The organism is Streptomyces sp. NPDC004539, assembly GCF_040610055.1.
Lineage (GTDB): Bacteria > Actinomycetota > Actinomycetes > Streptomycetales > Streptomycetaceae > Streptomyces.
The window spans coordinates 169,413-189,475 of the sequence record NZ_JBEXLS010000006.1; the positions used below are offsets into that span (position 1 = coordinate 169,413).

Sequence of the window (20,063 nt, forward strand, 5' to 3'; positions counted from 1 at the left end):
TGGCCTCACTGGGTCAGCCCGAAGTCGCCGGGCGTGTAGGTGTGTTGCCCGGCCCGGTGCCGGCTCGCGAGGTGGAGGTGTTCGCGGAGCTGAGGCGTGTGAGGCAGGCCGAGGGCGTCGAGGACGCGGGTCGCGGTGGTGACCGGGTCGGCCGCCAGGTCGTCGTAGGAGACGTGGACATCGACGCCGGGGAACGCGGCGAGGCGCTCCGCTCCGAGGCGGATCGCGGCGGTGAGCTGGCGGCCGATCTCGTGGGGATCGGTGTGGGCGCTGCGTTTGCGGCGGGCGTGGAGGGCCAGGCTGCACGCCGAGGCGGTGGCCTGGAGCGGGTCGCGGTGCAGGGCGACGACCGTGAGGCGGGGGTAGACGGCGGCGAGGGACGGGAGGTGCCAGAGGTGGGAGGGGCTCTTCAGGAGGAGCCGGGCGGCAGGAGGCGCGGGACGGCGGGCCAGGATGTGCGCCAGTTGGCGGCGGTGCAGACGGTAGGAGGCGGTGAGGTCCTGGGCCAGGAGCCACTCCGCGTACGCCGGGACGCGGTAACTGATCAGCCCCAGCACCGAGTTGTGGAAGTCCGTCGTCATCAGGTACTCGCACTCCTCCGGCGCCCGCGCGCTCATCGGATGGATACGGCGCAGCGCGGGCGCCGCCCGGTAGTACGCGGCGACCCTCCGGCGCGTCGAGGCGATGAGTTCGGCGTCGGTGGCGCCGGGAGGGGAGACCGGGTGGGTGAGTTCCCACAGGCGGATCGCGTGCAGGCCCGGGTGGTGGGCGAGTAGGCGGTGCAGGAGGGTGCTGCCGGTGCGGGGCGGGCCGACGATGACGACGGGGGAGTGCAGGGCCGTGGGGTACGGGGGTGGGTGGGCGTGGAGGCGGAGGCGGTGGACGAGCGCGGTGCGCAGGGTGTCGTGGGCCTCGGCGAGGCCGAGGGCGTGGAGGCGGGCCTCGGTGTCCAGGGCGTGCAGGAGACGGTCGAGGGCGTCCCGGTAGCCCGTCGGACCGAAGTCACCGAGTCCCGTCGACGCCCTTGCCTCGGCGTGCAGTTGCTCCGCGTCCGGCAGTCGCATCTCAGGCCCCCTTCCGCAGCGACTCGGACAACTCCCGCAACCGGCGCACCACGTCCTCCAACTCCCCCACGTCCGCACGCGGGTTGATCGTGCACAGCCGGAAGACCCGCTCCCCGTCGACGGTCGTCGGCATCACCAGCGCGTCCCCCTCCGCCCGCAGCTCCCGGCAGACCAGGTCGGCGTCCGCCCCCGCACACCGGAACGTCAGCACGGCCAGCGACGGCGGCGTCACCAGCTCCACCCCCGGCTCGGCGTCGATGAACCGCCCCAACTCCCGCGCTGTACGCATCCCTTGGGCCACCGCGTCACGGAAGGCGTCGGCGCCGAACACCTTCAGCGAGAGCCACAGGCGCAGAGCCCGGAACTCACGGGTCAGTTGGATGCCGTACTGCATGAAATCGCCCTGCGGACCGGGCTCTTCGCCGCTCTCCGCGAGGTACCCGGGCAGCCGCACCCCGAACGACTTCCGCAGCTCCTCGGGCCGGCGCAGCAGCACGCACGCCAACTCGGCCGGCTGGAACAGCCACTTGTGCGGATCGACGGTCAAGGAGTCGGCGAGCCCGAGCCCGGCCTGCTCCTTGCGGCCCTCCTCCGTCAGCGCGGCGGCGGCCCCGAACGCCCCGTCCACGTGCAGCCACAGCCCCTCCGCCCGGCAGAACTCCGCGAGCCGGGGCAGCGGATCGACCGCCCCCGTGCTCGTCGTCCCCGCGTTCGCGACCACGACGAACGGCCGCCGCCCGGCACGACGGTCCCGGCGCACGGCGCGGGCCAGCACCTCCACGTCCAGCCGCTGCGCCCCGTCGCACGGCAGCCGGCGCACCAGCTCCGCCCCGACGCCCAGCACGTGCAGGGCGCGCGGCACCGAGAGATGCGTCTGGTCGGAGAAGTAGGCGACGCCGGGACCACGCCGGTCCCGGGCCACCGTCAACGCCGTCAGGTTGGCCAGCGAACCGCCCGGCACGAACAGCCCGCCGGTCCCCTCCGGCAGCCCCAGCAGCTCCACCAGCCAGCGGACGGTGGTGAGTTCGACGTCCGCCGCCGCCGGGCCCGTGAACCGCCGCCCGCCCGGCACCGCGAACCCCGTCGCCAGCATCGACGCCAGCACCCCGACGACGTTCCCGGGACTCGGCACGAACGCGAGGAACCGGGGGTGGTCCGGATGCGCGTTCCCGGTACACAGCATCCGGCACGTCTCCTCCAGCACCGCCCCCGGGTCCGGCGCCGGGCCCCGGGGCAGCGCCTCGTCCGGGGACCGGCGCTCCGGCGCGGTCGGCACCGGCCCCTCCGCCGTCCCGGACAGGTGCTGGACGAGCAGATCCACACACCGGTACCCCAGTGCGCGCATCACGTCCTCGGGGATTTGAAGATGCGTCAACAGCACCCCTTTCATGGGTAGTTGTCAGCACACAAGGGAAACAACTGCCCATGTTCGATTTACCCTGAAACGTCTCAGTGGGAGGCGTGGCGGTACCGGCCCCTGTCGCGCGGGCCGTGGAAACATGTGCGGGCAGGGGCATTTCGCCCCCGCGGTCGTCGGGACGAGTGGAGTGTGGAGCGGTGACGCGAGTACTGGTCGTCGGAGGCGGGATCGCGGGCGCGGCGTCGGCGCTGGCCCTGGACCGGGCGGGGCTCGACGTGGAGGTGTTCGAGGCGCATCCGGACTCGGCGGAGGACCTCGGGGCGTTCCTCACGCTCGCCAGCAACGGGATGCGGGCGCTCAGGGAACTCGGGGCCACCGACGCCGTCACCGCGATCGGGTTCCCGCTGCGGGCGATCCGGCTCCTGGAGGCGACAGGCGCGGAGGCCGCGCACGCGCCGATGGGGGAGGCGCACGACCCGTCGCTGAACTTCCGCTGCCTGCGGCGCGGCGAGTTCGCCGTCGCGCTCCAGGAGGAGGCCGTACGGCGGGGGATCGCGGTGCGCTACGGCGCCCGCCTGACCCGCGTCGAGGACGGGGCCGACGGGATCACCGCCCACTTCGACGACGGCTCCACGGCCACCGGCGACCTGCTGCTCGGCGCCGACGGGCTGGGCTCGGTCGTCCGGGAAGCCGTCGCCCCCGGCACTGCACCCGGCTACGCCGGTCAGTACGTCTTCTACGGCTACACCAAGGACGTCGCACCGGCCGCCGACACCGACTGCTTCACCATGGTCCGAGGCAGCGGCGCCGCGTTCGGCTTCGCCTGTTCACCGGACGGCGAGACGTACTGGTTCGCACGCGTCGGCGGCGACCCCCTCACCGAACAGGCGATCGCCGAGGGCACCCCCGCCGACTGGCGCGACCTCCTCGTCCCCCTCCTGCGCAAGGACGACACCCCCGCCGCCGCGATGGTCGCCGGCACCCCCGACCACCTCATGGTCACCAACGCCACGGAACTCCCCGTCGGCATGCCCTGGCGCTCCGGCCGCGCCCTCATCCTCGGGGACGCGGCCCACGCGGCGTCCCCCGCGACCGGCCAGGGCGCCTCGATGGCCCTGGAGGACGCCGTCGTCCTCGCGAAATGCCTGCGCGACCTCCCCGACACCGACACGGCCCTCGCCCGCTACGAGGCGCTGCGCCGCCCCCGCGTCGAGCACAACATCGTCACCAGCGGGGCCATGTCACGCGGCACGTACACCGCGACCGACGCGAACGGCCGCCCCGTCGGCAAGACCCGCCCCGGCGACGACACCCTCGCGGAACTCCTCGACTGGGAGGCGGACATCACCGGTTTCCCGGCGGTCTGAACCGCGACCGCGCCCATATTCCGACGACCCCATTGACGTCACCGGTTGAACCGGTGACGATACTGGTGTGTCGGCAGCCCCGACGCGGACCGTCTCTCATGGGAAGAGGAGCAGGGTCACATGCGACAGCAGCCCGCGAACGACAACGCCTCCGCACTCCGCCACGCGAAGTTCGGCAAACTCCCCGAGCGCATCCGGTACGACGACCTCGTCGAGGAACGCCCCGCCACCCCGCAGGACCCGGCCCGCTTCGCCTACGACCCCGACCGGCGCACCCTCGCCTGCCTCGCCCTCGACCTGGGTCTCTGAACCTTGCCGACCCGGACGTCACCGTACAGAATGGTGACGTGAACCCCGCTCACTCCTTTGTCTGCGGACACCCCGCGCTCGACTTCGCCGCCACTCTCCGCGCCCGCCGCTCCACCCGCTTCGAGATGCTCACGACCCCGGACCGGCTCACCGCCTGGTACGTCGAGTCCGGCGTCGTCGACGCGGTCTCCCCGGCCCAGGAGGGTGACGTCGAGCAGGCGAAGACCGTGCGGGAGGCGGTCTACCGTCTCGTGACCGCGCGCCGCCTGGGCGAGCCGTACGACGGATCGGCGCTGACGGTCGTCAACAACGCGGCCCGCACCCCGGCCGCCGTGCCCCAGCTCACGCCCTCCGGCCGGTGGACGCAGGCGACCCCCGAGGAGGCGCTGTCCCTGGTCGCCCGCCAGGCCGTCGAACTGCTCAGCGGTCCGGACGTCCCGCTCCTCAAGGAGTGCGGCAACCCGGAGTGCACCCGCACCTACGTCGACCGCTCGCGGGGGACGCGCCGGCAGTGGTGCGGCATGGAGTCCTGCGGCAACAGGATCAAGGCGGCGGCGTACCGGGCGCGGAAGAAGCCGACCGCCTGAGACGGCCCGAGTTGATCTACCGTGGAGCCCATGAGCGAGCGAGTCGTCGTCATCGGCGGGAGTGGGCACATCGGCACGTTCCTCGTGCCCCGGCTGGTCCGGGCCGGGTACGAGGTCGTCAACGTCAGCCGGGGGAGCCGTGCCGCGTACGTCGGCGCCCCCGAGTGGGAGCAGGTGCGGCAGGTCGTCGCGGACCGGGAGGACGCCGGATTCCCCGACCGGATCGCCGAGTTGGGCGCGGACGCCGTCGTCGACCTCGTCTGCTTCACCCTGGAGTCGGCCGGCGCGCTCGTCGAGCGGCTGCGCGGGCAGGCCGGGCATCTGGTGCACTGCGGGTCCATCTGGCGCTACGGGCCGAGCCTGCGCTCGCCGATCTCCGAGGACTCCGGGACCGCCCCCGAGGGGGAGTACGGCGTCCAGAAGGACCTCATCGCACGGATGCTGAAGGAGGAGACGGCGTCCGGCGGACTCGTCACCACCTCCCTGCACCCCGGGCACATCGTCGGCCCCGGCTGGCATCCGATCGGCCCCCTCGGCAGCCTCGACCCCGAGGTGTGGGCCACCCTCTCGGCGGGCCGCCCGCTCCGCGTCCCCGGCAGCGGCACCGAGTCGATGCACCACGTCCACGCCGACGACGTCGCCCAGAGCTTCGAGCTGGCGATCGCACGCCGGGACGCGGCTGCGGGCGAGGACTTCGTGATCGTCGCCCCCACCGCCCTGAACGTACGCGGCTACGCCGAGATCGCCGCCGGCTGGTTCGGGCACGGCGCCTCGCTGGAGTTCGTCACCTGGGAGGAGTTCCGCCGGACCGCCTCCCCGGAGCACGCCGAGGCCAGCTGGGAGCACCTGCACCGCAGCCACTGCTTCAGCATCGACAAGGCCGAGTCCCTGCTCGGGTACGCCCCGCGCTACGAACCGGAAGCGGCCGTCCTCGAATCCGTCCGCCGGCTCATCGAGCACGGCGAACTGGAGGTGGCGGGCCCGCTCGTCGTCTGACGGGCGGGGGCGGCGGCCGTGGGGTGTCGAGGTGACTCCGGGGTCAGTGTTCGGCCGGGAAGAGCGAGCGGTTCGCGATGTCGATGAGGAAGGGGCCCGTGTAGGTGGGGTGGAGGTCGGTGATCGCCTTCTTGTACGTCTCGCCGTCGGCCGCTCGCTCCGTGGTCAGGAGTTCGCGGGCGTCCGAGAGGTAGGCGCGGACCCGGTCGTAGATCTCCGGGCCGGTGGGCAGGCCGTGGCCGGGGAGGATCGTGTCGTAGGCGGGGTCGGCGGCGAGGGTCGCGAGGGCCGCCTCCCAGCCGGGGATGTCGTCGTTGCCGAGATAGAGGTGGACGTCGTGGTAGATGACGTCCTGGGCGATCAGCACCCCCTGTTCGGGGAGCTTGACGACGATCTCGTCCTGCGCCTCGCCGCCCGCCAGGGCCTCGAAGACGAACGGGACACCGTCGATCACCTCCGTGCCGGGGAACAGGTCGACGGTCGGCGTGAAGTCGCCGACCGGGATCGTCTCGCCCGTCGGGAGGACGCTGTCGCCGCGCGCCAGGATCTGGGCGCGGACCTGGGGCAGCGCGTGGACGGGTACGCCGAAGCGGGCGGCGCCGTTGTAGTGGTCCGGGTGGGCGTGGGTGACGATCAGCCGGTCCAGCGGCTTGCCGAGCCCCTTCGCGTAGGCGACGGCCTCGTCCGCGTGGGCGGGCAGCATCTGGGCGTCGACGGCGACGATCCGGGCCGGGGTCTCGACGAACTGGGTGGTGGTGTGGAAGGTGTCGGCCGGCGACATGTAGCTGTGGATGCGGACCGGGCCTCGTTCGAGGATGGTGACCGTGCCGTTCATGGTGGGCTCCGTATGGTGAAAGCGGGCTGGTGCTCACCACTCTCGCCGGGAACGCACAGGCCGGGCGAGATACGCTGGGGACCCCGGATGGTAGAACGAGGACATCATGGTGAGCGAGGACGACGCGATCCCCCGGCTGGACTTCAATCCGCCGGCGCCACGCGTCCCCGGCTTCGAGATCGTCGGCCTCGCCGACCTGCGCCGCCGCAGACGGCACGGCGTCCACCGAGTCGACTTCCACACCCTCACGCTCGTCACGGACGGCACCGGCGAGCACATGGTCGACTTCGTGACCCACCCCTGCCGCCCCGGCACCCTCCTGTGGGTACGCCCCGGCCAGGTCCAACACCACACCCGCCCCGGCACCGCCGACGGCGTCCACGTCCTGTTCACCCCCGCCTTCCCACCCCCCTTCAGCAGCGCCGGCCGACTGCTGGACCCCGGGGACGAACCGGCGTGCCGACAACTCGGCGCGAGCCCCGAGTATGCCGTACTGGCCACGCTGCTGGGGCAGTTGAGGGCGGAGTACGAGTCGGGTGGCGTGCACGAGTCGAGAGGCGTGCACGAGTCGGGTGGCGTGCATGGGTTGAGTGCCGCGGACGGCCGGACGGCCTCGGCGGAGATCCTCCGCCACCTCCTGGCCACCCTCCTGCTCCAGATCGACCGCCTGCCCCGCCCCGACGGCAGTGACCCGCACGCGGGCGGTGAGGTGTACGCCCGGTTCCGCGCAGAGCTGGAACGCTCCTACGCCACCACCCGCCGCGCCGCCGACTACGCGCACCGCCTCGGCTACACCGTCAAGACCCTCACCCGCGCGTGCACGGCTGCCACCGGTCAGCCCGCGAAACCCCTCATCGACGCGCGCGTCGCCCTGGAGGCCCAGCGCCTCCTCGCCCACACCGACGAACCCGCCGCCACCATCGCCCGCCGCCTCGGCTTCCCCGAACCCACCAACTTCGGCAAGTTCTTCACCCGCCAGACCGGGGTGACACCTGGGGCGTTCCGGGAGACGCACCGGATCTGAGCGGCGCGAGGGCGACGGGGGCCGGCTCGGTCCGTGCTGTCGTCACGGGGTGCGGAAGCCCTGGAACGTCACCTGCCTGCGGGTCGTGAAGCCGAGGCGTTCGTAGAGGGCGAGGGCGGCGGTGTTCGACTCGGCGACGTGAAGGAAGGGGCGTTCACCGCGCGCGAGGACACGGGCGGTCAGCGCGTCGACCAGGTGCGCCGCGTGGCCTCGGCCGCGTGCCTCGGGGGCCGTGCAGACGGCGCTGATCTCGGTCCAGCCCGGCGGGCGGAGGCGTTCACCCGCCATCGCCACGAGCGAGCCGCCGTCCCGGACGCCGAGGTACGTGCCGAGTTCGGCCGTGCGCTTCCAGAACGGTCCCGGGCGGGTCCGCTCGACGAGGTCCAGCATCTCCGGGACGTCGTCCGGGCCCAGCTCGACGACACCGGGGGCCTCGCCGGGCACCCTGCCCTCCGGCCAGATCAGCTGCCGGCCTTCGAGGACGAACACCGGCTCCCAGCCGGACGGCGGCACCGCGGGCGAGCTGAACATGTCCGCGAACGCGTCCCGGCCGAGCAACTCCGCGAGATCCGCCCAGTCCCGCGCGTCCGGGTCCACCGGCACCGCCGAGAACGTCGCGACGTCCGTCACGTACGTCGCCGCCCCGCCCACCCGGCGCGCGAGATGCGAGTGGTGCCCCCGCAGCGACTCACCCACCGGGTCGTCGAGTACACCGACCTCACCGTTCGCCATCCTGCTCCGCCTTTCGGACCGTGCTTGCCGGGTTGCCCGGCGATCATCGTACGGACCGGCGCCGGGGCGGAAACCGCCTGCCCGGCGATGCCGGGGCGGGCCGGGTCACTCCGCCCCCTGCGCAGATCCCTCCGTCACCCTGCGCAGCAGCGGCCGGCTCCCCAGCACCGCCGCGCACATCGCCAGCGCCCCGACGGCCAGACACACCGCCAACTGCACGGCCCCCGACGTGTTCATCGTCGTCCCCGCCGCCTTGTTGAGCTGCGTCGCGCCGAAGACACCCATCGCGGTCGTCCCCCCGGCCAGGACGGTCAACGGGATCACCGTCTCGCGTATCCGCGCCCGGTCCAGCACCGCGAGCGGTGTCCCCGACAGCCTCAGCAGCCCGAACACCCGGCGCCGGTCCAGGACGTTCGCGGCGGCCGTCAGACCCGCCGAGGCCGAGGCGACGAGGAAGCTCAGGACGAGCGTCGCCGTGCTGACCGTCGCGACCCGCGCCGTCACCGTGTCGTCCGGCGCGGACACGTACTCCTGCGTGAACGGCAGCCGGCCCGCTCCGAGGGGCGTCAGCGCGGTCACGGCCGCGTCGACACGGTCCTGGCCGCCGGAGACCTTCGCCGTGACCCCGGGGACACCACCCAGCAGACTGTCGTACTCGTCCTCGCCCGTGACGGTCACCGTCGCCGTGACACCCGCGTCGCGCAGTGCCGTACGGGCCGCGGTCGCAGTCTGCCGGGCGTCGGCCGCGTTCGCGGTGACCACCGCCACCTGGCCGTGGTGCTTCGGACCGTCGAGGGTGAGCGTGCTGATCGAGAAGAACCCGGCCACGAACCCGGCGAGCACCAGACCGCTGACCGTGCGCCACGCCGCGCGCGGGTCGTCGCTCAGCCTGCGCGCCGCCAGCAGCGTCGCCGGACGGACCGCGTACCGGCCCACGATCCGGCCCAGCCGGTCCACGACCCACGGGCCGAACAGCCAGAACGCGCCGTAGAAGAGCAGCAGCAGCGCGACGAGCCGCTGCCCCGTCAACTGCCTGTCCCCGCCCGTCGTCCCCCAGATGTATGCCAGGACCCCGAGGAACAGCACCAGACGGATCAACCGCGTCCGCCGAGGGTTCGACTGCTGCGCGACACCCAGCGGCGAAGACGCCACCTGCCGCAGCGTCGTCACCGCGCTGACCGTGATGAGCGCGGTCACCGCCAGCGTGATCGTCGCGAGCCACAGCGGACCCACCCACAACTGGCCGGTGTACCAAGCGCCCACGCCGTACGGGAGTTCGGCGAGCGCCGGAAGCAGCGCCGCGTAGGCGAGGGCGCCCGCCAGAGCCCCGGCCGCACCGACCGCAGCCGCCTCCGCGGCCGTCATGGCGAGGATCTGCCGGGGTGTCGCCCCCGCCAGCCGCAGAGCGGCGAGCCGCTGCTCACGCCGGGCCGCGCCGAGCCGACCCGCCGCCGAGGCCAGCACGACGACCGGGACGATCAGGAGCACGACGCCCATCAGGACCGTCGTCCGGTCGGAGCCGGTGAACACACTCGCCTTCGTGCCGCCGAAGCCGGAGATCAGGGCCCGCTCGGTGAGGTCCTCGTCGTAGTAGTTCTGCCGGCCGGCGGCCTCCGAGACCGCGGGGTCCGTGGCGGCGCGGCCGACCACGGCCACCAGGTCGTCGGGAGAGGCGAGACCGGCGGCGCCGATCACTCCGTAGGACCGCACCTCCGGGAAGCGGGCGGCGAGTTGGTTCTTGGGGAGCTTGTCCAGGAGGTCCGCGAGGGCGGGGGAGACGTAGACCTCGCCCTGCTTCGGGAAGGCGTTCAGGCCCGGCGGCGCCGGAGTCGCCGGGCGGTTCGGCAGCTGGGCGAGGTTCACGACGGTCACCGGGTCGTGGCGGACGTACGTCGTTGTCATGGCCTGGATCGCCGTCGCGGCGGATGCCGGGGCGGCTTCGGGGGTGCGCCAGGTCGTGCGGTCGGCGCGGTCGGCCGAGCCGAGGGCGGCGGCGACCATCACCAGCAGCAGGAACGCGCCGATGGCCGCGGCGCCGGCCGCGAGGAGCTGGGACTGGAGGCCGCGGCGGCCTGAGGATCTGGCGAGGTGCCAGGTCAGCGGGAGGACGGGGGAACGCATGAGGGCTCCGGGGGCTTCTGGTGGGGTGGCGAGGGGTGGGTGAGGGAACGGGTGCGGCGTCTCGGGGGCGGGCCCGTCAGCGGTCGAACGCCCACGTCACGCTCTTCGCGTCGGCCTTGTTCACTCGTACGGGTATGTCCACCGTCTCGCCGCCGCTCTTCGTGCCGGTGCACGTGAGGGTGGCGCCGGGGACGGCCTTCAGGCCGGACGGGCAGGTCACGCCGGTGAGTTCGGTGCCGACCCAGGGCAAGGGGTGGTACTTGCTCTGGGTGCGGCCCGCGACGATGTTCGGCGCCAGGGCCTTGTGGCCGTCCACCGTCACCGTCGTGAACTCGTCCAGGCGCGTTGTCGACTCCGTGCCCGAGACCAGGTGGGTGACGAGGGCGCCGAGCGCGGCCACGGCGGCGACACCACCGAGGACACCGACGAGAAACCTGCTGCGCTGCATCGACCTGCTCCTGAAGTGCGTGGGGAGAACGTGCCTCCAGACTCGCTCGCGGAAGGAGGGGCCCGCCTCGGCCGAACGGCCAATTCCACGGGCGCTCCCGAGGCGGTCCCCTCGGCCGTTCGGCCGATCCGGACGGGGCCCGGCCCGCCGTACCGTGATCGGCATGAAGTCCGTCTCACTCCGCGGTTTCGCCCGAGGGTTCGCCGTCGGCCTCCTCCTGTCGGCCTGCTTCGTCGACGTGATGATCGCGGGAGCCGACGGGACGAGCGTCCTGCCGACCGCTGCCCCCGTCCTGCCGGCCCTCGCCGTCCTGGCCGTCGGCGTCGCCGCCGTGCTGTGGCCGGCCGTGCGGCGGCCCGAGTGGCTCACCCCGCAGATGAGGGCCGGCGCACCCGCCGCGGCCTCGGCGCTCCACTCCCTCGGCTCGACGCTGACCGACGGCTCCCCCCTCTTCGGCCCCGGCGAGGTCGTCGTCCTGCTGTGCGGACTGTTCCTCGCGGTCCGGCACTGCCCGCCGAAGTGGGCCGTCGGCTGCGGCGCCCTCGGTGTGACCGCGCTCGCGCTGCTTCCGGTGCGGGGCGGGGGACTGCTCGGCTCCGACGAGTTCGGCCTCCTGTTCGTCGGCCTCGTCCTCGTCGGCCTGTTCGTCGGCCTCGCCGCCTACCTGCGCACGATGGACTACCGCCGTGCCGTCGCCGTCAGCGACACCCGGCGCTCCGAGCGCGTCGCCATCGCGGCCGACCTCCACGACTTCGTGGCGCATCACGTGACGGGCATCCTCGTCCAGACGCAGATGGCCCGCATGATGGCCACCACCCAGCGCCAGGAACTCGACCCCGTCCTGGCCGGCATGGAACGCGCCGCGACGGAGGCGCTCGCCTCGATGCGCCGCACCGTCGGTGTCCTGCGCGACACCGACGAGGACGCCGACCGACGCCCCGTGGGCGACCTCGCGGCCATCGCCGACCTCACGGACGGTTTCGCGACCCCGGTCCAGACGGTCACGCTGCACCGCGCCCCCACCCTCTCCGACCAGCTCCCGCACGAGATCCAGGCCGCCGCCTTCCGCGTCGTCCAGGAATCCCTCACCAACATCCGCCGCCACGCGGGCGACGCCACCCACATCGACGTCCGCCTCCTCGACGACCCGGGGCGCCTCACCGTCTCCGTCACCGACGACGGCCGCGGCCACACCCAGCTCCCCGCGGCGGCCCACGGCGGCGGCTTCGGACTCGTCGGCCTCAAGGAACGGGTGACCGCCCTCGGCGGCGACCTGAGAACCGGGCCCCGGAGCGGTGCAGGATGGGAGGTGCGGGCGGTGTTCCCGGTGAGCGGGCGGCCCGTTCACTCAACGAATTGACTACTCGTCCGCTGTTAGCGTGTCCTCATGGCTTTGCGTGACGCGGTGATGGCCGCGCTGCTGGAGGGCGAGGCGTCCGGGTACGACCTCGCGAAGGCGTTCGACGCGTCGGTCGCGAACTTCTGGATGTCGACGCCGCAGCAGCTGTACCGGGAGCTGGAGCGGATGGCGGGGGAGGGCCTGGTCACCGCGCGGGTCGTGCGGCAGGAACGGCGGCCCGACAAGCGGTTGTTCTCGCTCACCGAGGCGGGTCGGGAGGCGGTGCGCGCGTTCACCGCCGAGCCCTCGGGGAGACCGACGGCCGTCCGGGACGACGTGATGGTGAAGGTGCAGTGCCTGGACGCGGGGGACGGGGAGGCGGTGCGGGCGGCCGTCGTCCAGCGGATGGAGTGGGCCACCGCGAAACTCGCCCGCTACGAACGGCTCCGGCAACGCCTGCTGGAGGGGCGCTCGGAGGAGGCGTACTTCGCTGAGGCAGAGCGCATCGGGCCGTATCTCACGCTGCTGCGGGGGATGGCGTTCGAGCGGGAGAACCTCCAGTGGGGGGACATCGCCCTGCGCAGGATCGACCAGCGGCTGGCGGCGCGGCGGGGCGAGAGCCGCGAAGAGGACGTGGGCCGCGAGGAGAACAAGGCTCACGAGGAGGGTGGGCGAGCGGGCGGAGCGGCCGGCCCGGGCAGAGCCCCACGCCCCTGAGCGGAACCTCCCGGCTTCCCCACCCCGGCCAAGCTCCCCACTTCGTCCAGTTCCCGCTCACCGCCCAGCTTCGCAGCGGCGTCCAGTTCCCCGGCCCCGCTCAGCTTCTCAGCCGCGTCCAGTCCCCTCACGCCGCCCGGCTTCCCGGCCTCCCCCGTTCCCGCCGACTCCCCCCACCTCTCCACCCCACGCCACCACCGGCAGCAGCTCCGGCCGTCTGGCCCCCCGCCCGTCCCCCGACGAACGCCCCCGCAACCGCCGTACCACCCAAGGCCCCAGGAACGCCCCCGCCCACCGCGCCTCGGCGCTCACCGCGCGCAGGACGGACCGCTGCGGTGGGGCGGTGTCCAGCGGCAGGGTCCACGCGTCGTCGCTGCCCGCCAGCCCCAACGCCTCGGCCACGGCCGCCGCGATCCGCGCATGCCCGAGCGGACTCGCGTGCAACCGGTCGACGCTCCACAGCCGGGGATCGGTCACCACGGCATGAGCCCCCGTCTCGGCGACGACCACGCCGTGCCGGGCGGCGGCCTCCCGGACCCGCGCGTTCAGCGCGAGGAGCCGCCCGCCGAGCGGACGCGCGAGCGGGGTGATCCGCCCGACGTCGGGAAACGTCATCGTCGCGACGACGGCCCCCTGCCCGGTCAACGCCGAGAACATCGCCTCCAGTTCACCGGCGACCTCGTCCGCGTCGAACCCCGGCCGCAGCACGTCGTTGACCCCGGCCACCACCGTCGCGAGGCCGGGCCGCAGCGCGAGAGCCGGCGCGAGCTGCTCCCGCCGCACCTGCCCCGCCCGCCGCCCCCGCACCGCGAGGTTGGCGTACAGCAGACCGGGCTCCTCCCGGGCGAGCTCCTCGGCGAGCCGGTCCGCCCACCCGCGCAGCCCCCGGACGTCGTCCCCGTCCCCGAGCCCCTCGGTCTGACTGTCCCCGAGAGCGACGTAACGCCGAAACGCACGGTCCGCCATGTCCAGGCCCCTCCCCGACAGGTGTCCCCACACCTAGGTGCATTGTTGAGTAGCCAAGATAGCGGGAGCCCGCTCATCCATGACATCCCCGGCCGGCGAACCGGCACCACCACCCACCTCCCCCGCCCCCACCTCGGCGCTTGCGGTGCCCGCCCCGACCCACGATGCTCTCGGTGTCGCGCAGCCCGGCCCGGACCGACCATCCGCCTTCGCCGGAGGTGCGGCATCCATTCACGGATCGCACACAACACCAGGCAGACGGTGATCGCAGCCGTCCGTAGAATTCCGGTGAACACATCGGGGGAGAGCCGGCATGGAAACGATCATCGTCCAGCCGCCCGGCCCGCCACGGCCGCAGGGCGAGGGCGCGGGCAGGCCGCAACTGCTGCGCATGGGACCGGGCGACGTGGCGGAGTTCGGCAGAGGGGACGTACCCATCCTCCTGCGCGACCCGGGGATCTCCCGGCGCGCGGGACGGCTGGAGGCCGCCGAGGACTACTGGCGGCTGTCGAACTTCAACAAGGAGACCGCGTACGTCGTGGAGAACCTGGAGGGCGCCGGGGAGTACCTCACGGTCGCCCCCGGACGGCTCGGCGCCCCCGTGCCGTTCGAGTTCTCCCGGGTCGTCCTGCCCGGCCTGAACGGCACGGTCGACTTCAAGGTGTTCGCCCCGCAGCACGCCTACCTGGACGAGCGGTCGACACCCGGCGCGGGCGAGCTGACCGTCCACCCGTACGCCCTCGACGCGACCGCGAAGTACTTCCTCGTGCTCGTGGCACTGTGCGAACCGCGCCTGCGGGACCCGGCGGACAGCGTGCTGCCCGGCGCCGGTGACATCGCCGAACGCCTGCGCCCGCTGGACAGCTGCCGGGGACTGACCAGATCCGCCGTCAACTACCACATCGACTACCTGGCGTTCGCGAAACTCCGCCTGGACATCGGCGACGAACCCGGCGGTGACGGCGCCGGCCGCACCGGGGCCAAACGCGCCCGCCTCGCCTCGCACGCCCTGCGCTTCGGCCTGGTCCGCGAGGAACACCTCACCCTGCTGCCGTCACGGAAGGGCGCCTGCGCATGACCGACCTGACGACGCCGACGCTGCCCGAGGGGTTCCGCGTCGACGGCTGGGAGCTGGCCGGCGTGATCGGCTCCGGCGGCTGGGGCACCGTCTACGAGGCACGCGCGGTCGCGGACGGCACCCCGGCCGCGGTGAAGGTGCTGCCGACCGGCGCCCTCGCCCCCGGCCAGCGGGCCGCGCTCGGTGAACTCGTCGACCGCGAGGTGCGGTTCAGCGCCGAGGCCGACCACCCCCACCTCGTCCGTACCCGTGCCGTGTGCACCGTCGACGCCCCGGACGTGCCCGCGCTGGACGGCGCGATCGCGCTCGTCATGGACCGCGCCGAGGAAAGCCTGTGCGAGGTGCTCAATGCGGGCCGCGCCGTCCCCGACCCCCTACGGGTCCTGCGCGGCGTCGTCGAGGGGCTCGCGCACATGCACGGCGCGGGCTGGGTGCACGGCGACCTCAAACCGGCGAACGTGCTGCTCGGTACGGACGGCGAGGTCTGGCTCGCGGACTTCGGGCTGGCCACCGAACTCGACGGCACCCACGCCCACATGCCGCCGCTGGGCACCCTCGACCACCTGCCGCCCGAGTGGTGGTCGCAGCGCACCGGCGCCGACGGGGCCGTCGTCCGCCCGACCGCCGACATCTGGGCCTTCGGCGTCCTCGCCCACCAGGTCCTCACCGGCGGACTGCACCCCTTCCCCGGCGCCACCGCCCGCGCCCGCTCCCTCGCCGCCCAGTCCTACGCCCGCGGCACCACCCCGCTGCGCCTGGACGCCGGGCTCGACGAGAACTGGCGGCGGATCGTCGCCGACTGCCTGGCACCGGACCACGAGACCCGGCTCCAGCACACCGCCGCGAGCCTCAGGTCCCGGATCGCGGGGCTCTCCGGCCGGCGTGTGCGGCGCGGACCGTGGCCGGTCGCCGCGCTGGCCGCGCTCGCCGCCGTCACGGCCGTCGCCGGATTCACCCTGCTCGGAGGCGGCGGGAACGACAAGAACGACAGGAAGGACGACGGCGGACGCACCACGCCCGCCGTCGTCACCGGAGCCCGCCAGCCGGCCGCCGGAAGCATTCCGGAGGACTCCGACGTACCGGTCGCCCTGCGCCCGGTCATCGCCGACGCCGCGAAACGCTGCACCGACCCGGAGGTCACCCCCGCGCTGCTCGCCGCCATGCTGAAGGCGGAGAGCGGCTTCGACATCCACGCCTCCCGGCCCGCGTCCGAGGAGTACGGCATCGCCATGTGGACGCCGGCGGTGTTCCGTGCCTGGGCGGTCGACGGCGACGGGGACGGCGACAAGGACTACCTGTCGCCGCCCGACGCCATCTCCACGATGAGCCTGTACACGTGCTGGCTCGACCAGCAGTTCAAGAAGGCCCAGCTCCCCGTAGCGGACCTGCCCGCGCTGATCGCCGCCGGCTGGCGCACCAGCGACCGCACCGTCATCGAGGAACGCGGAGTCCCCGCACGCGCCCAGCCGTACGTGGACAAGGTGCTCCGCAACCTCGCCGACTACCAGAAGGGGGTCAGCACTCCCTGACGTCCGGAATCCGGTTGTCGGGCGAGCTGACGTAGATGTTGGAGATCCAGCCGCCGTACTGGGGCAGATACGCCCACCAGTCGTTCGTGTAGGGCGGCACCTGCACCTCCTGCCCGCGCTTCTGGCATCCGATCAACACCTCGACGCCCGCCGGGAGCTGCGTCATCGGCGCGTTGGCCGTCGACGGGTCGCGGCGGACGTTCACGTGCTCGCTCCACGTGCCGTACCACCAGCCCGCCGGACGCGTCGCCCCGGGCACGTTCAGCGAGCGGGTCAGCCGCCCGATGTCCGTGTACGCCTTCCCGTACGACGTCCCGACCGGGTGCAGCGTGTACACCGCGACGATGGACCGGTCATTGGCACCGACGGTCCCGGTGCTGTGCAGCGCGGGCCGCGTCAGGTCGACGGCCGCCGCGGTCGCGGTGGTCTTCGTGTTCGCGGCGGCGGCCGAGGCCGCGCCCACCGGACCGCAGGTGCCCTCCGCGTACGACCCCGACCAGCCCTGCTTCACCGCCCACGGCTTGTCGAACGCCCCGGCGATGCCGAAGTGCTGGTCGAAGCTGTCCGAGGCGCACCGCGTCGACTGCCGCAGGTTGCCCATCACGAAGTCCCGGACCGGGGCGGGCGCCTGGTCGAGGAGGTAGCGGTAGATCGTCACCGTGTCCCGGGCGGAGAGCGCGGTGTAGCCCCAGTAGCCCTCGTACCCGGCGGGCGGCGGGGCGGTGTCGAGCAGACCGAGCCGGCTGACCATCCGGGTGATGATCGCGGAGCCACCGTTCGCGGTCCAGTAGTAGTCGGCGGAGCCGTCCTTGCTGCTGCGGAGCATCGGCTCCAGACGCGCCCGGTCGGCGGCGGGCACGCTGTAGTCGGGGCCCCGGTTCCACAGGAAGTCCAGCGCCAGCAGGATCTTGACGACCGACGCGGACCTGAACTGCATGCTCGTGTTGAGCTGTTCGGTGAAGGTCCCGGCCTGCCGGTCGAAGACGGCGACCCCGGCGGTGACACCGCTGGGCACCGTGACGGCGGCGACGGCGGCCGGCGTGGACCGGCCGGCCGGGGCGTCCGCGGCGGCTGTGCCCGCCACTCCGCCGACCAGCAGCAGCGCGGCGGTGGCCGCGAGAACCCGGCGCCTCACAGGTAGTGCTCGCGCAGGTGGAGGGAGTTGATCGGCGTGAGGTTCACGAGGTAACCCGTCGCCTCGGGGATGGAGTCGTGGCAGTCCCCGGCGACGGACTCGCACAGCTCGGCGACGGCCCCGTCGTACTGGTTGTTGAGGACCCAGTGGTTGCCGTACTGGTTGTAGATCGGGTGGAAGCCGTAGGAGTAGAAGATGTGGCTCGGGTTCGGGTTGTTCGCCGGAACCACGTTCTCCGGGTAGATACAGACCGCGCCGTACGGGCAGCCGTCCCACGCGCCGCCGTCGGCCTGGGCCTGGGAGGCGCCGGTGAGGACGGCTGCGGTGGTGAGGGCGAGCGCGGCGACGCCGTGAAGGGCTCTGCGCATGATCGGGCCTTTCCTGGTCCGGGATCGAGAACGGATCGAACCCTAGGAAAGAGCGGGGCGCCGGCGGTCCTGACGGATGTCAGGGTGCCGTGAGGAGACGGAAGGCCAGGCACACGACGAGCGTGCCGTCGTCGGCCGTCGTCCCCCTCGCCCTCGGCGTCTCCAGGATCTCGCCCTGCCGCTCGTACTCGTCGAACAGGCCGGTCGTCGTGGTCTTGCGGCCGGACAGGGCGAGGGAGTCGAGGCGGGTGCGCAGGGCGCCCGGGGGGCCGAGCTCCAGCGTGCGCAGTCCGTCGATCCGTGGCCACATCGTCGCGGCTCCCCTCTCGTCTTCGGTGCTTGCCGGATGCGGCAACCGGCGTTGTTGTTACCATGCGTGGTCGTGACGAGTGGGCAGAAACGGGAGGTGGGGGGCCGGTGAGTACGCCGCTGTACCAGCTGAAGGCGGAGTTCTTCAAAACACTGGGGCACCCCGCCCGTATCCGTGTCCTCGAACTCCTCAGCGAGCGGGAGCACTCCGTCGCCGAGATGCTCCCCGAGGTCGGCATCGAACCCGCGCACCTCTCCCAGCAGCTCGCCGTCCTGCGCCGCGCGAACCTGGTGGTGAGCCGCAAGGAGGGCTCCACCGTCCACTACTCCCTCACCAGCCCCGACATCGCCGAACTCCTGCGCGTCGCCCGCGCCATCCTCTCCGGCGTCCTCGCGGGTCAGGCGGAACTCCTAGCGGACCTCAGATCGGCACCCGGGACGTCACGCGGCGCGTGACCGCACGCCCGTTCCGCGCGGCCTAGGCCCCGCCGGGGTCCCGCTCCGTCTCCACGCCGTGCGCGCGGGCGATGCGCAGGGCGTCGTCCAGTTCGTCCTGGGCGACGGCGGTCTCGTACGCGTCGTTCTCGCGGAGCGCCGCCGCGAGCCGTTCCCGTGCCGCTCGTACGCGCTCGCGCAACGCCTCGGTGAAACCGCTCACCAGGACGACCCCTCCTCGACGTGATTCCGCGTGATCGGTGAACTGACGACTTGCTGAGTTTGGCAACTCGCGCATCGTAGCGGTTTTCGCGCGCGAGGTGGTTGACGTGTCACCTTGACGGTTCTAGGGTTCTGGTTGACACTTCAACCACAACCTCTCGGAGGGTCATCATGAGCGGCAAGAAGGTCATCGCGGTCGCCGGAGCCACGGGTGCGCAGGGCGGCGGGTTCGTGCGGGCGGCGCTGGCCGATCCGGAGTCCGGGTTCGCGGTGCGGGCGCTGACCCGCAACCCCGACTCGCCGGCCGCGAAGGAACTGGCCGCGCTCGGCGCCGAGGTCGTCCGCGCGGACTTCACCGACGAGGCGAGCGTCCGGGAGGCGTTCGAAGGGGCGTACGGGGCCTTCCTGGTCACCAACTTCTGGGCCCACATGTCGGCGGCGGCCGAGACCGCGGAGGTCGAGGCGCTGGTGCGGGCCGCGAAGGAGGCGGGGCTGCGGCACGTCGTCTGGTCGACGCTGGAGGACACCCGCGAGCTGCTGCCGCTGACGGACGAGCGGATGCCGGTGCTCCAGGGCGAGTACAACGTCCCCCACTTCGACGCGAAGGGGGCGGCGAACCGGCTGTTCACCGAGGCCGGCGTACCGACGACCTTCCTGAACACCACCTACTACTTCCAGGGCTTCCTGGGCCCGTTCGCCCCCAAGCGCGGCGACGACGGCGTCCTCACGCTGACCCTCCCGCTGGCGGACGGCAAGCTCCTGTCCGGCGTGGACGTCGCCGACATCGGCCGCACCGCCTTCGCCCTCCTCAAGGGCGGCGAGCGCCACATCGGCGAGACCGTCGGCCTCGCCGGCGACCACCTCACGGGCGCGCAGTACGCGGAGAAACTGTCCACCGTGTACGGCGAGACCGTGCGCTTCCAGTCCGTCCCGTACGACGTGTTCCGCTCCCTCGGCATCCCCGCCGGGGACGAGATCGGCAACATGTTCCAGTACTACGGCGACTTCGACCAGGAGTTCACCGGAGCACGCGACCTCGTCCGGCTGCGGGAGCTCAACCCGGAGCTGCGGAGCTTCGACGCGTGGCTGGCGGAGAACGCGGCGCAGTTCAGCGGGTGATGT

General features: G+C 72.9%; 22 protein-coding genes. 11 read left to right on the plus strand and 11 right to left on the minus strand.

Features of this window, described 5'->3' with window-relative positions:
- Window positions 1–5: 5 nt before the first annotated feature.
- The gene (locus ABZX85_RS14935) at window positions 6–1,064 is read right to left on the minus strand and encodes a sulfotransferase (RefSeq protein ID WP_355867148.1); all 1,059 of its coding nucleotides are present in this window, start codon (window positions 1,062–1,064) and stop codon (window positions 6–8) included.
- Window position 1,065: 1 nt separating this feature from the next.
- The gene (locus ABZX85_RS14940) at window positions 1,066–2,439 is read right to left on the minus strand and encodes a pyridoxal-dependent decarboxylase (protein WP_355867151.1); all 1,374 of its coding nucleotides are present in this window, start codon (window positions 2,437–2,439) and stop codon (window positions 1,066–1,068) included.
- 182 nt (window positions 2,440–2,621) lie between these two features.
- On the opposite strand from ABZX85_RS14940, the gene ABZX85_RS14945 reads away from it, so the two are divergent.
- The 4 genes from ABZX85_RS14945 to ABZX85_RS14960 all read left to right on the plus strand — a co-directional run bounded on the left by ABZX85_RS14945 (window position 2,622) and on the right by ABZX85_RS14960 (window position 5,683).
- A complete protein-coding gene (locus tag ABZX85_RS14945; RefSeq protein WP_355867154.1) occupies window positions 2,622–3,791 on the plus strand; it encodes an FAD-dependent oxidoreductase in 1,170 nt (389 codons plus the stop codon).
- Between the two features lie 120 nt (window positions 3,792–3,911).
- A complete protein-coding gene (locus tag ABZX85_RS14950; protein WP_355867157.1) occupies window positions 3,912–4,100 on the plus strand; it encodes a hypothetical protein in 189 nt (62 codons plus the stop codon).
- A 38-nt stretch (window positions 4,101–4,138) separates the two neighbouring features.
- The gene (locus tag ABZX85_RS14955) at window positions 4,139–4,687 is read left to right on the plus strand and encodes a CGNR zinc finger domain-containing protein (protein WP_355867160.1); all 549 of its coding nucleotides are present in this window, start codon (window positions 4,139–4,141) and stop codon (window positions 4,685–4,687) included.
- A 30-nt stretch (window positions 4,688–4,717) separates the two neighbouring features.
- The gene (locus ABZX85_RS14960; RefSeq protein WP_355867163.1) at window positions 4,718–5,683 is read left to right on the plus strand and encodes an NAD(P)-dependent oxidoreductase; all 966 of its coding nucleotides are present in this window, start codon (window positions 4,718–4,720) and stop codon (window positions 5,681–5,683) included.
- A 43-nt stretch (window positions 5,684–5,726) separates the two neighbouring features.
- Here the strand turns inward: ABZX85_RS14960 and ABZX85_RS14965 are convergent, their stop codons facing one another.
- On the minus strand, window positions 5,727–6,518 hold the full coding sequence (locus ABZX85_RS14965) for an MBL fold metallo-hydrolase (RefSeq protein ID WP_355867166.1): 792 nt from the start codon (window positions 6,516–6,518) through the stop codon (window positions 5,727–5,729).
- Between the two features lie 106 nt (window positions 6,519–6,624).
- Here ABZX85_RS14965 and ABZX85_RS14970 point away from each other — a divergent pair, with 106 nt between their 5' ends.
- Window positions 6,625–7,542: an AraC family transcriptional regulator gene (locus tag ABZX85_RS14970; protein ID WP_355867169.1), complete on the plus strand. Its 918-nt coding sequence runs from the start codon at window positions 6,625–6,627 to the stop codon at window positions 7,540–7,542.
- A 42-nt stretch (window positions 7,543–7,584) separates the two neighbouring features.
- Here ABZX85_RS14970 and ABZX85_RS14975 read toward each other — a convergent pair whose 3' ends face one another.
- The 3 genes from ABZX85_RS14975 to ABZX85_RS14985 all read right to left on the minus strand — a co-directional run bounded on the left by ABZX85_RS14975 (window position 7,585) and on the right by ABZX85_RS14985 (window position 10,843).
- Window positions 7,585–8,274 (minus strand): GNAT family N-acetyltransferase, encoded by a 690-nt coding sequence (locus ABZX85_RS14975; RefSeq protein WP_355867172.1) that lies wholly within the window; start codon window positions 8,272–8,274, stop codon window positions 7,585–7,587.
- A 105-nt stretch (window positions 8,275–8,379) separates the two neighbouring features.
- The gene (locus ABZX85_RS14980) at window positions 8,380–10,395 is read right to left on the minus strand and encodes an FtsX-like permease family protein (protein ID WP_355867175.1); all 2,016 of its coding nucleotides are present in this window, start codon (window positions 10,393–10,395) and stop codon (window positions 8,380–8,382) included.
- A gap of 76 nt (window positions 10,396–10,471) precedes the next feature.
- Window positions 10,472–10,843 carry a DUF4333 domain-containing protein gene (locus ABZX85_RS14985; protein ID WP_355867178.1) on the minus strand — a complete coding sequence of 124 codons (372 nt, stop codon included), beginning with the start codon at window positions 10,841–10,843 and terminating at the stop codon, window positions 10,472–10,474.
- 163 nt (window positions 10,844–11,006) lie between these two features.
- On the opposite strand from ABZX85_RS14985, the gene ABZX85_RS14990 reads away from it, so the two are divergent.
- Window positions 11,007–12,203, plus strand: a complete 1,197-nt coding sequence (locus ABZX85_RS14990) for a histidine kinase (RefSeq protein WP_355867181.1) — start codon at window positions 11,007–11,009, stop codon at window positions 12,201–12,203.
- A gap of 27 nt (window positions 12,204–12,230) precedes the next feature.
- A complete protein-coding gene (locus tag ABZX85_RS14995) occupies window positions 12,231–12,899 on the plus strand; it encodes a PadR family transcriptional regulator (protein ID WP_355867184.1) in 669 nt (222 codons plus the stop codon).
- 108 nt (window positions 12,900–13,007) lie between these two features.
- On the opposite strand, the gene ABZX85_RS15000 is transcribed toward ABZX85_RS14995, so the two are convergent.
- Window positions 13,008–13,865, minus strand: a complete 858-nt coding sequence (locus ABZX85_RS15000; protein WP_355867187.1) for an SGNH/GDSL hydrolase family protein — start codon at window positions 13,863–13,865, stop codon at window positions 13,008–13,010.
- A gap of 313 nt (window positions 13,866–14,178) precedes the next feature.
- On the opposite strand from ABZX85_RS15000, the gene ABZX85_RS15005 reads away from it, so the two are divergent.
- Window positions 14,179–14,943, plus strand: coding sequence for a serine/threonine protein kinase (locus ABZX85_RS15005; protein WP_355867190.1), 765 nt, complete (start codon window positions 14,179–14,181; stop codon window positions 14,941–14,943).
- On the plus strand, window positions 14,940–16,472 hold the full coding sequence (locus tag ABZX85_RS15010; RefSeq protein WP_355867193.1) for a serine/threonine-protein kinase: 1,533 nt from the start codon (window positions 14,940–14,942) through the stop codon (window positions 16,470–16,472). The genes ABZX85_RS15005 and ABZX85_RS15010 overlap by 4 nt, the downstream gene beginning before the upstream one ends.
- On the opposite strand, the gene ABZX85_RS15015 is transcribed toward ABZX85_RS15010, so the two are convergent.
- The 3 genes from ABZX85_RS15015 to ABZX85_RS15025 form a co-directional block, all read right to left on the minus strand.
- Window positions 16,459–17,607 (minus strand): hypothetical protein, encoded by a 1,149-nt coding sequence (locus tag ABZX85_RS15015; protein WP_355867196.1) that lies wholly within the window; start codon window positions 17,605–17,607, stop codon window positions 16,459–16,461. The genes ABZX85_RS15010 and ABZX85_RS15015 overlap by 14 nt on opposite strands.
- Complete coding sequence (locus ABZX85_RS15020; RefSeq protein ID WP_355867199.1) at window positions 17,604–17,975, minus strand: hypothetical protein; 372 nt, start codon at window positions 17,973–17,975, stop codon at window positions 17,604–17,606. Before ABZX85_RS15020 ends, ABZX85_RS15015 begins: the two co-directional genes overlap by 4 nt.
- Window positions 17,976–18,054: 79 nt before the next feature.
- A complete protein-coding gene (locus ABZX85_RS15025; protein ID WP_355867201.1) occupies window positions 18,055–18,285 on the minus strand; it encodes a hypothetical protein in 231 nt (76 codons plus the stop codon).
- A gap of 107 nt (window positions 18,286–18,392) precedes the next feature.
- Between ABZX85_RS15025 and ABZX85_RS15030 the strand changes: the two genes are divergently transcribed.
- Window positions 18,393–18,740 carry a metalloregulator ArsR/SmtB family transcription factor gene (locus ABZX85_RS15030; RefSeq protein WP_355867204.1) on the plus strand — a complete coding sequence of 116 codons (348 nt, stop codon included), beginning with the start codon at window positions 18,393–18,395 and terminating at the stop codon, window positions 18,738–18,740.
- Between the two features lie 22 nt (window positions 18,741–18,762).
- Here ABZX85_RS15030 and ABZX85_RS15035 read toward each other — a convergent pair whose 3' ends face one another.
- Entirely contained in the window at window positions 18,763–18,942 is a 180-nt protein-coding gene (locus ABZX85_RS15035) for a hypothetical protein (RefSeq protein ID WP_355867207.1), read from the minus strand.
- 170 nt (window positions 18,943–19,112) lie between these two features.
- On the opposite strand from ABZX85_RS15035, the gene ABZX85_RS15040 reads away from it, so the two are divergent.
- The gene (locus ABZX85_RS15040; RefSeq protein WP_355867210.1) at window positions 19,113–20,060 is read left to right on the plus strand and encodes an NmrA/HSCARG family protein; all 948 of its coding nucleotides are present in this window, start codon (window positions 19,113–19,115) and stop codon (window positions 20,058–20,060) included.
- Window positions 20,061–20,063 lie beyond the last annotated feature (3 nt).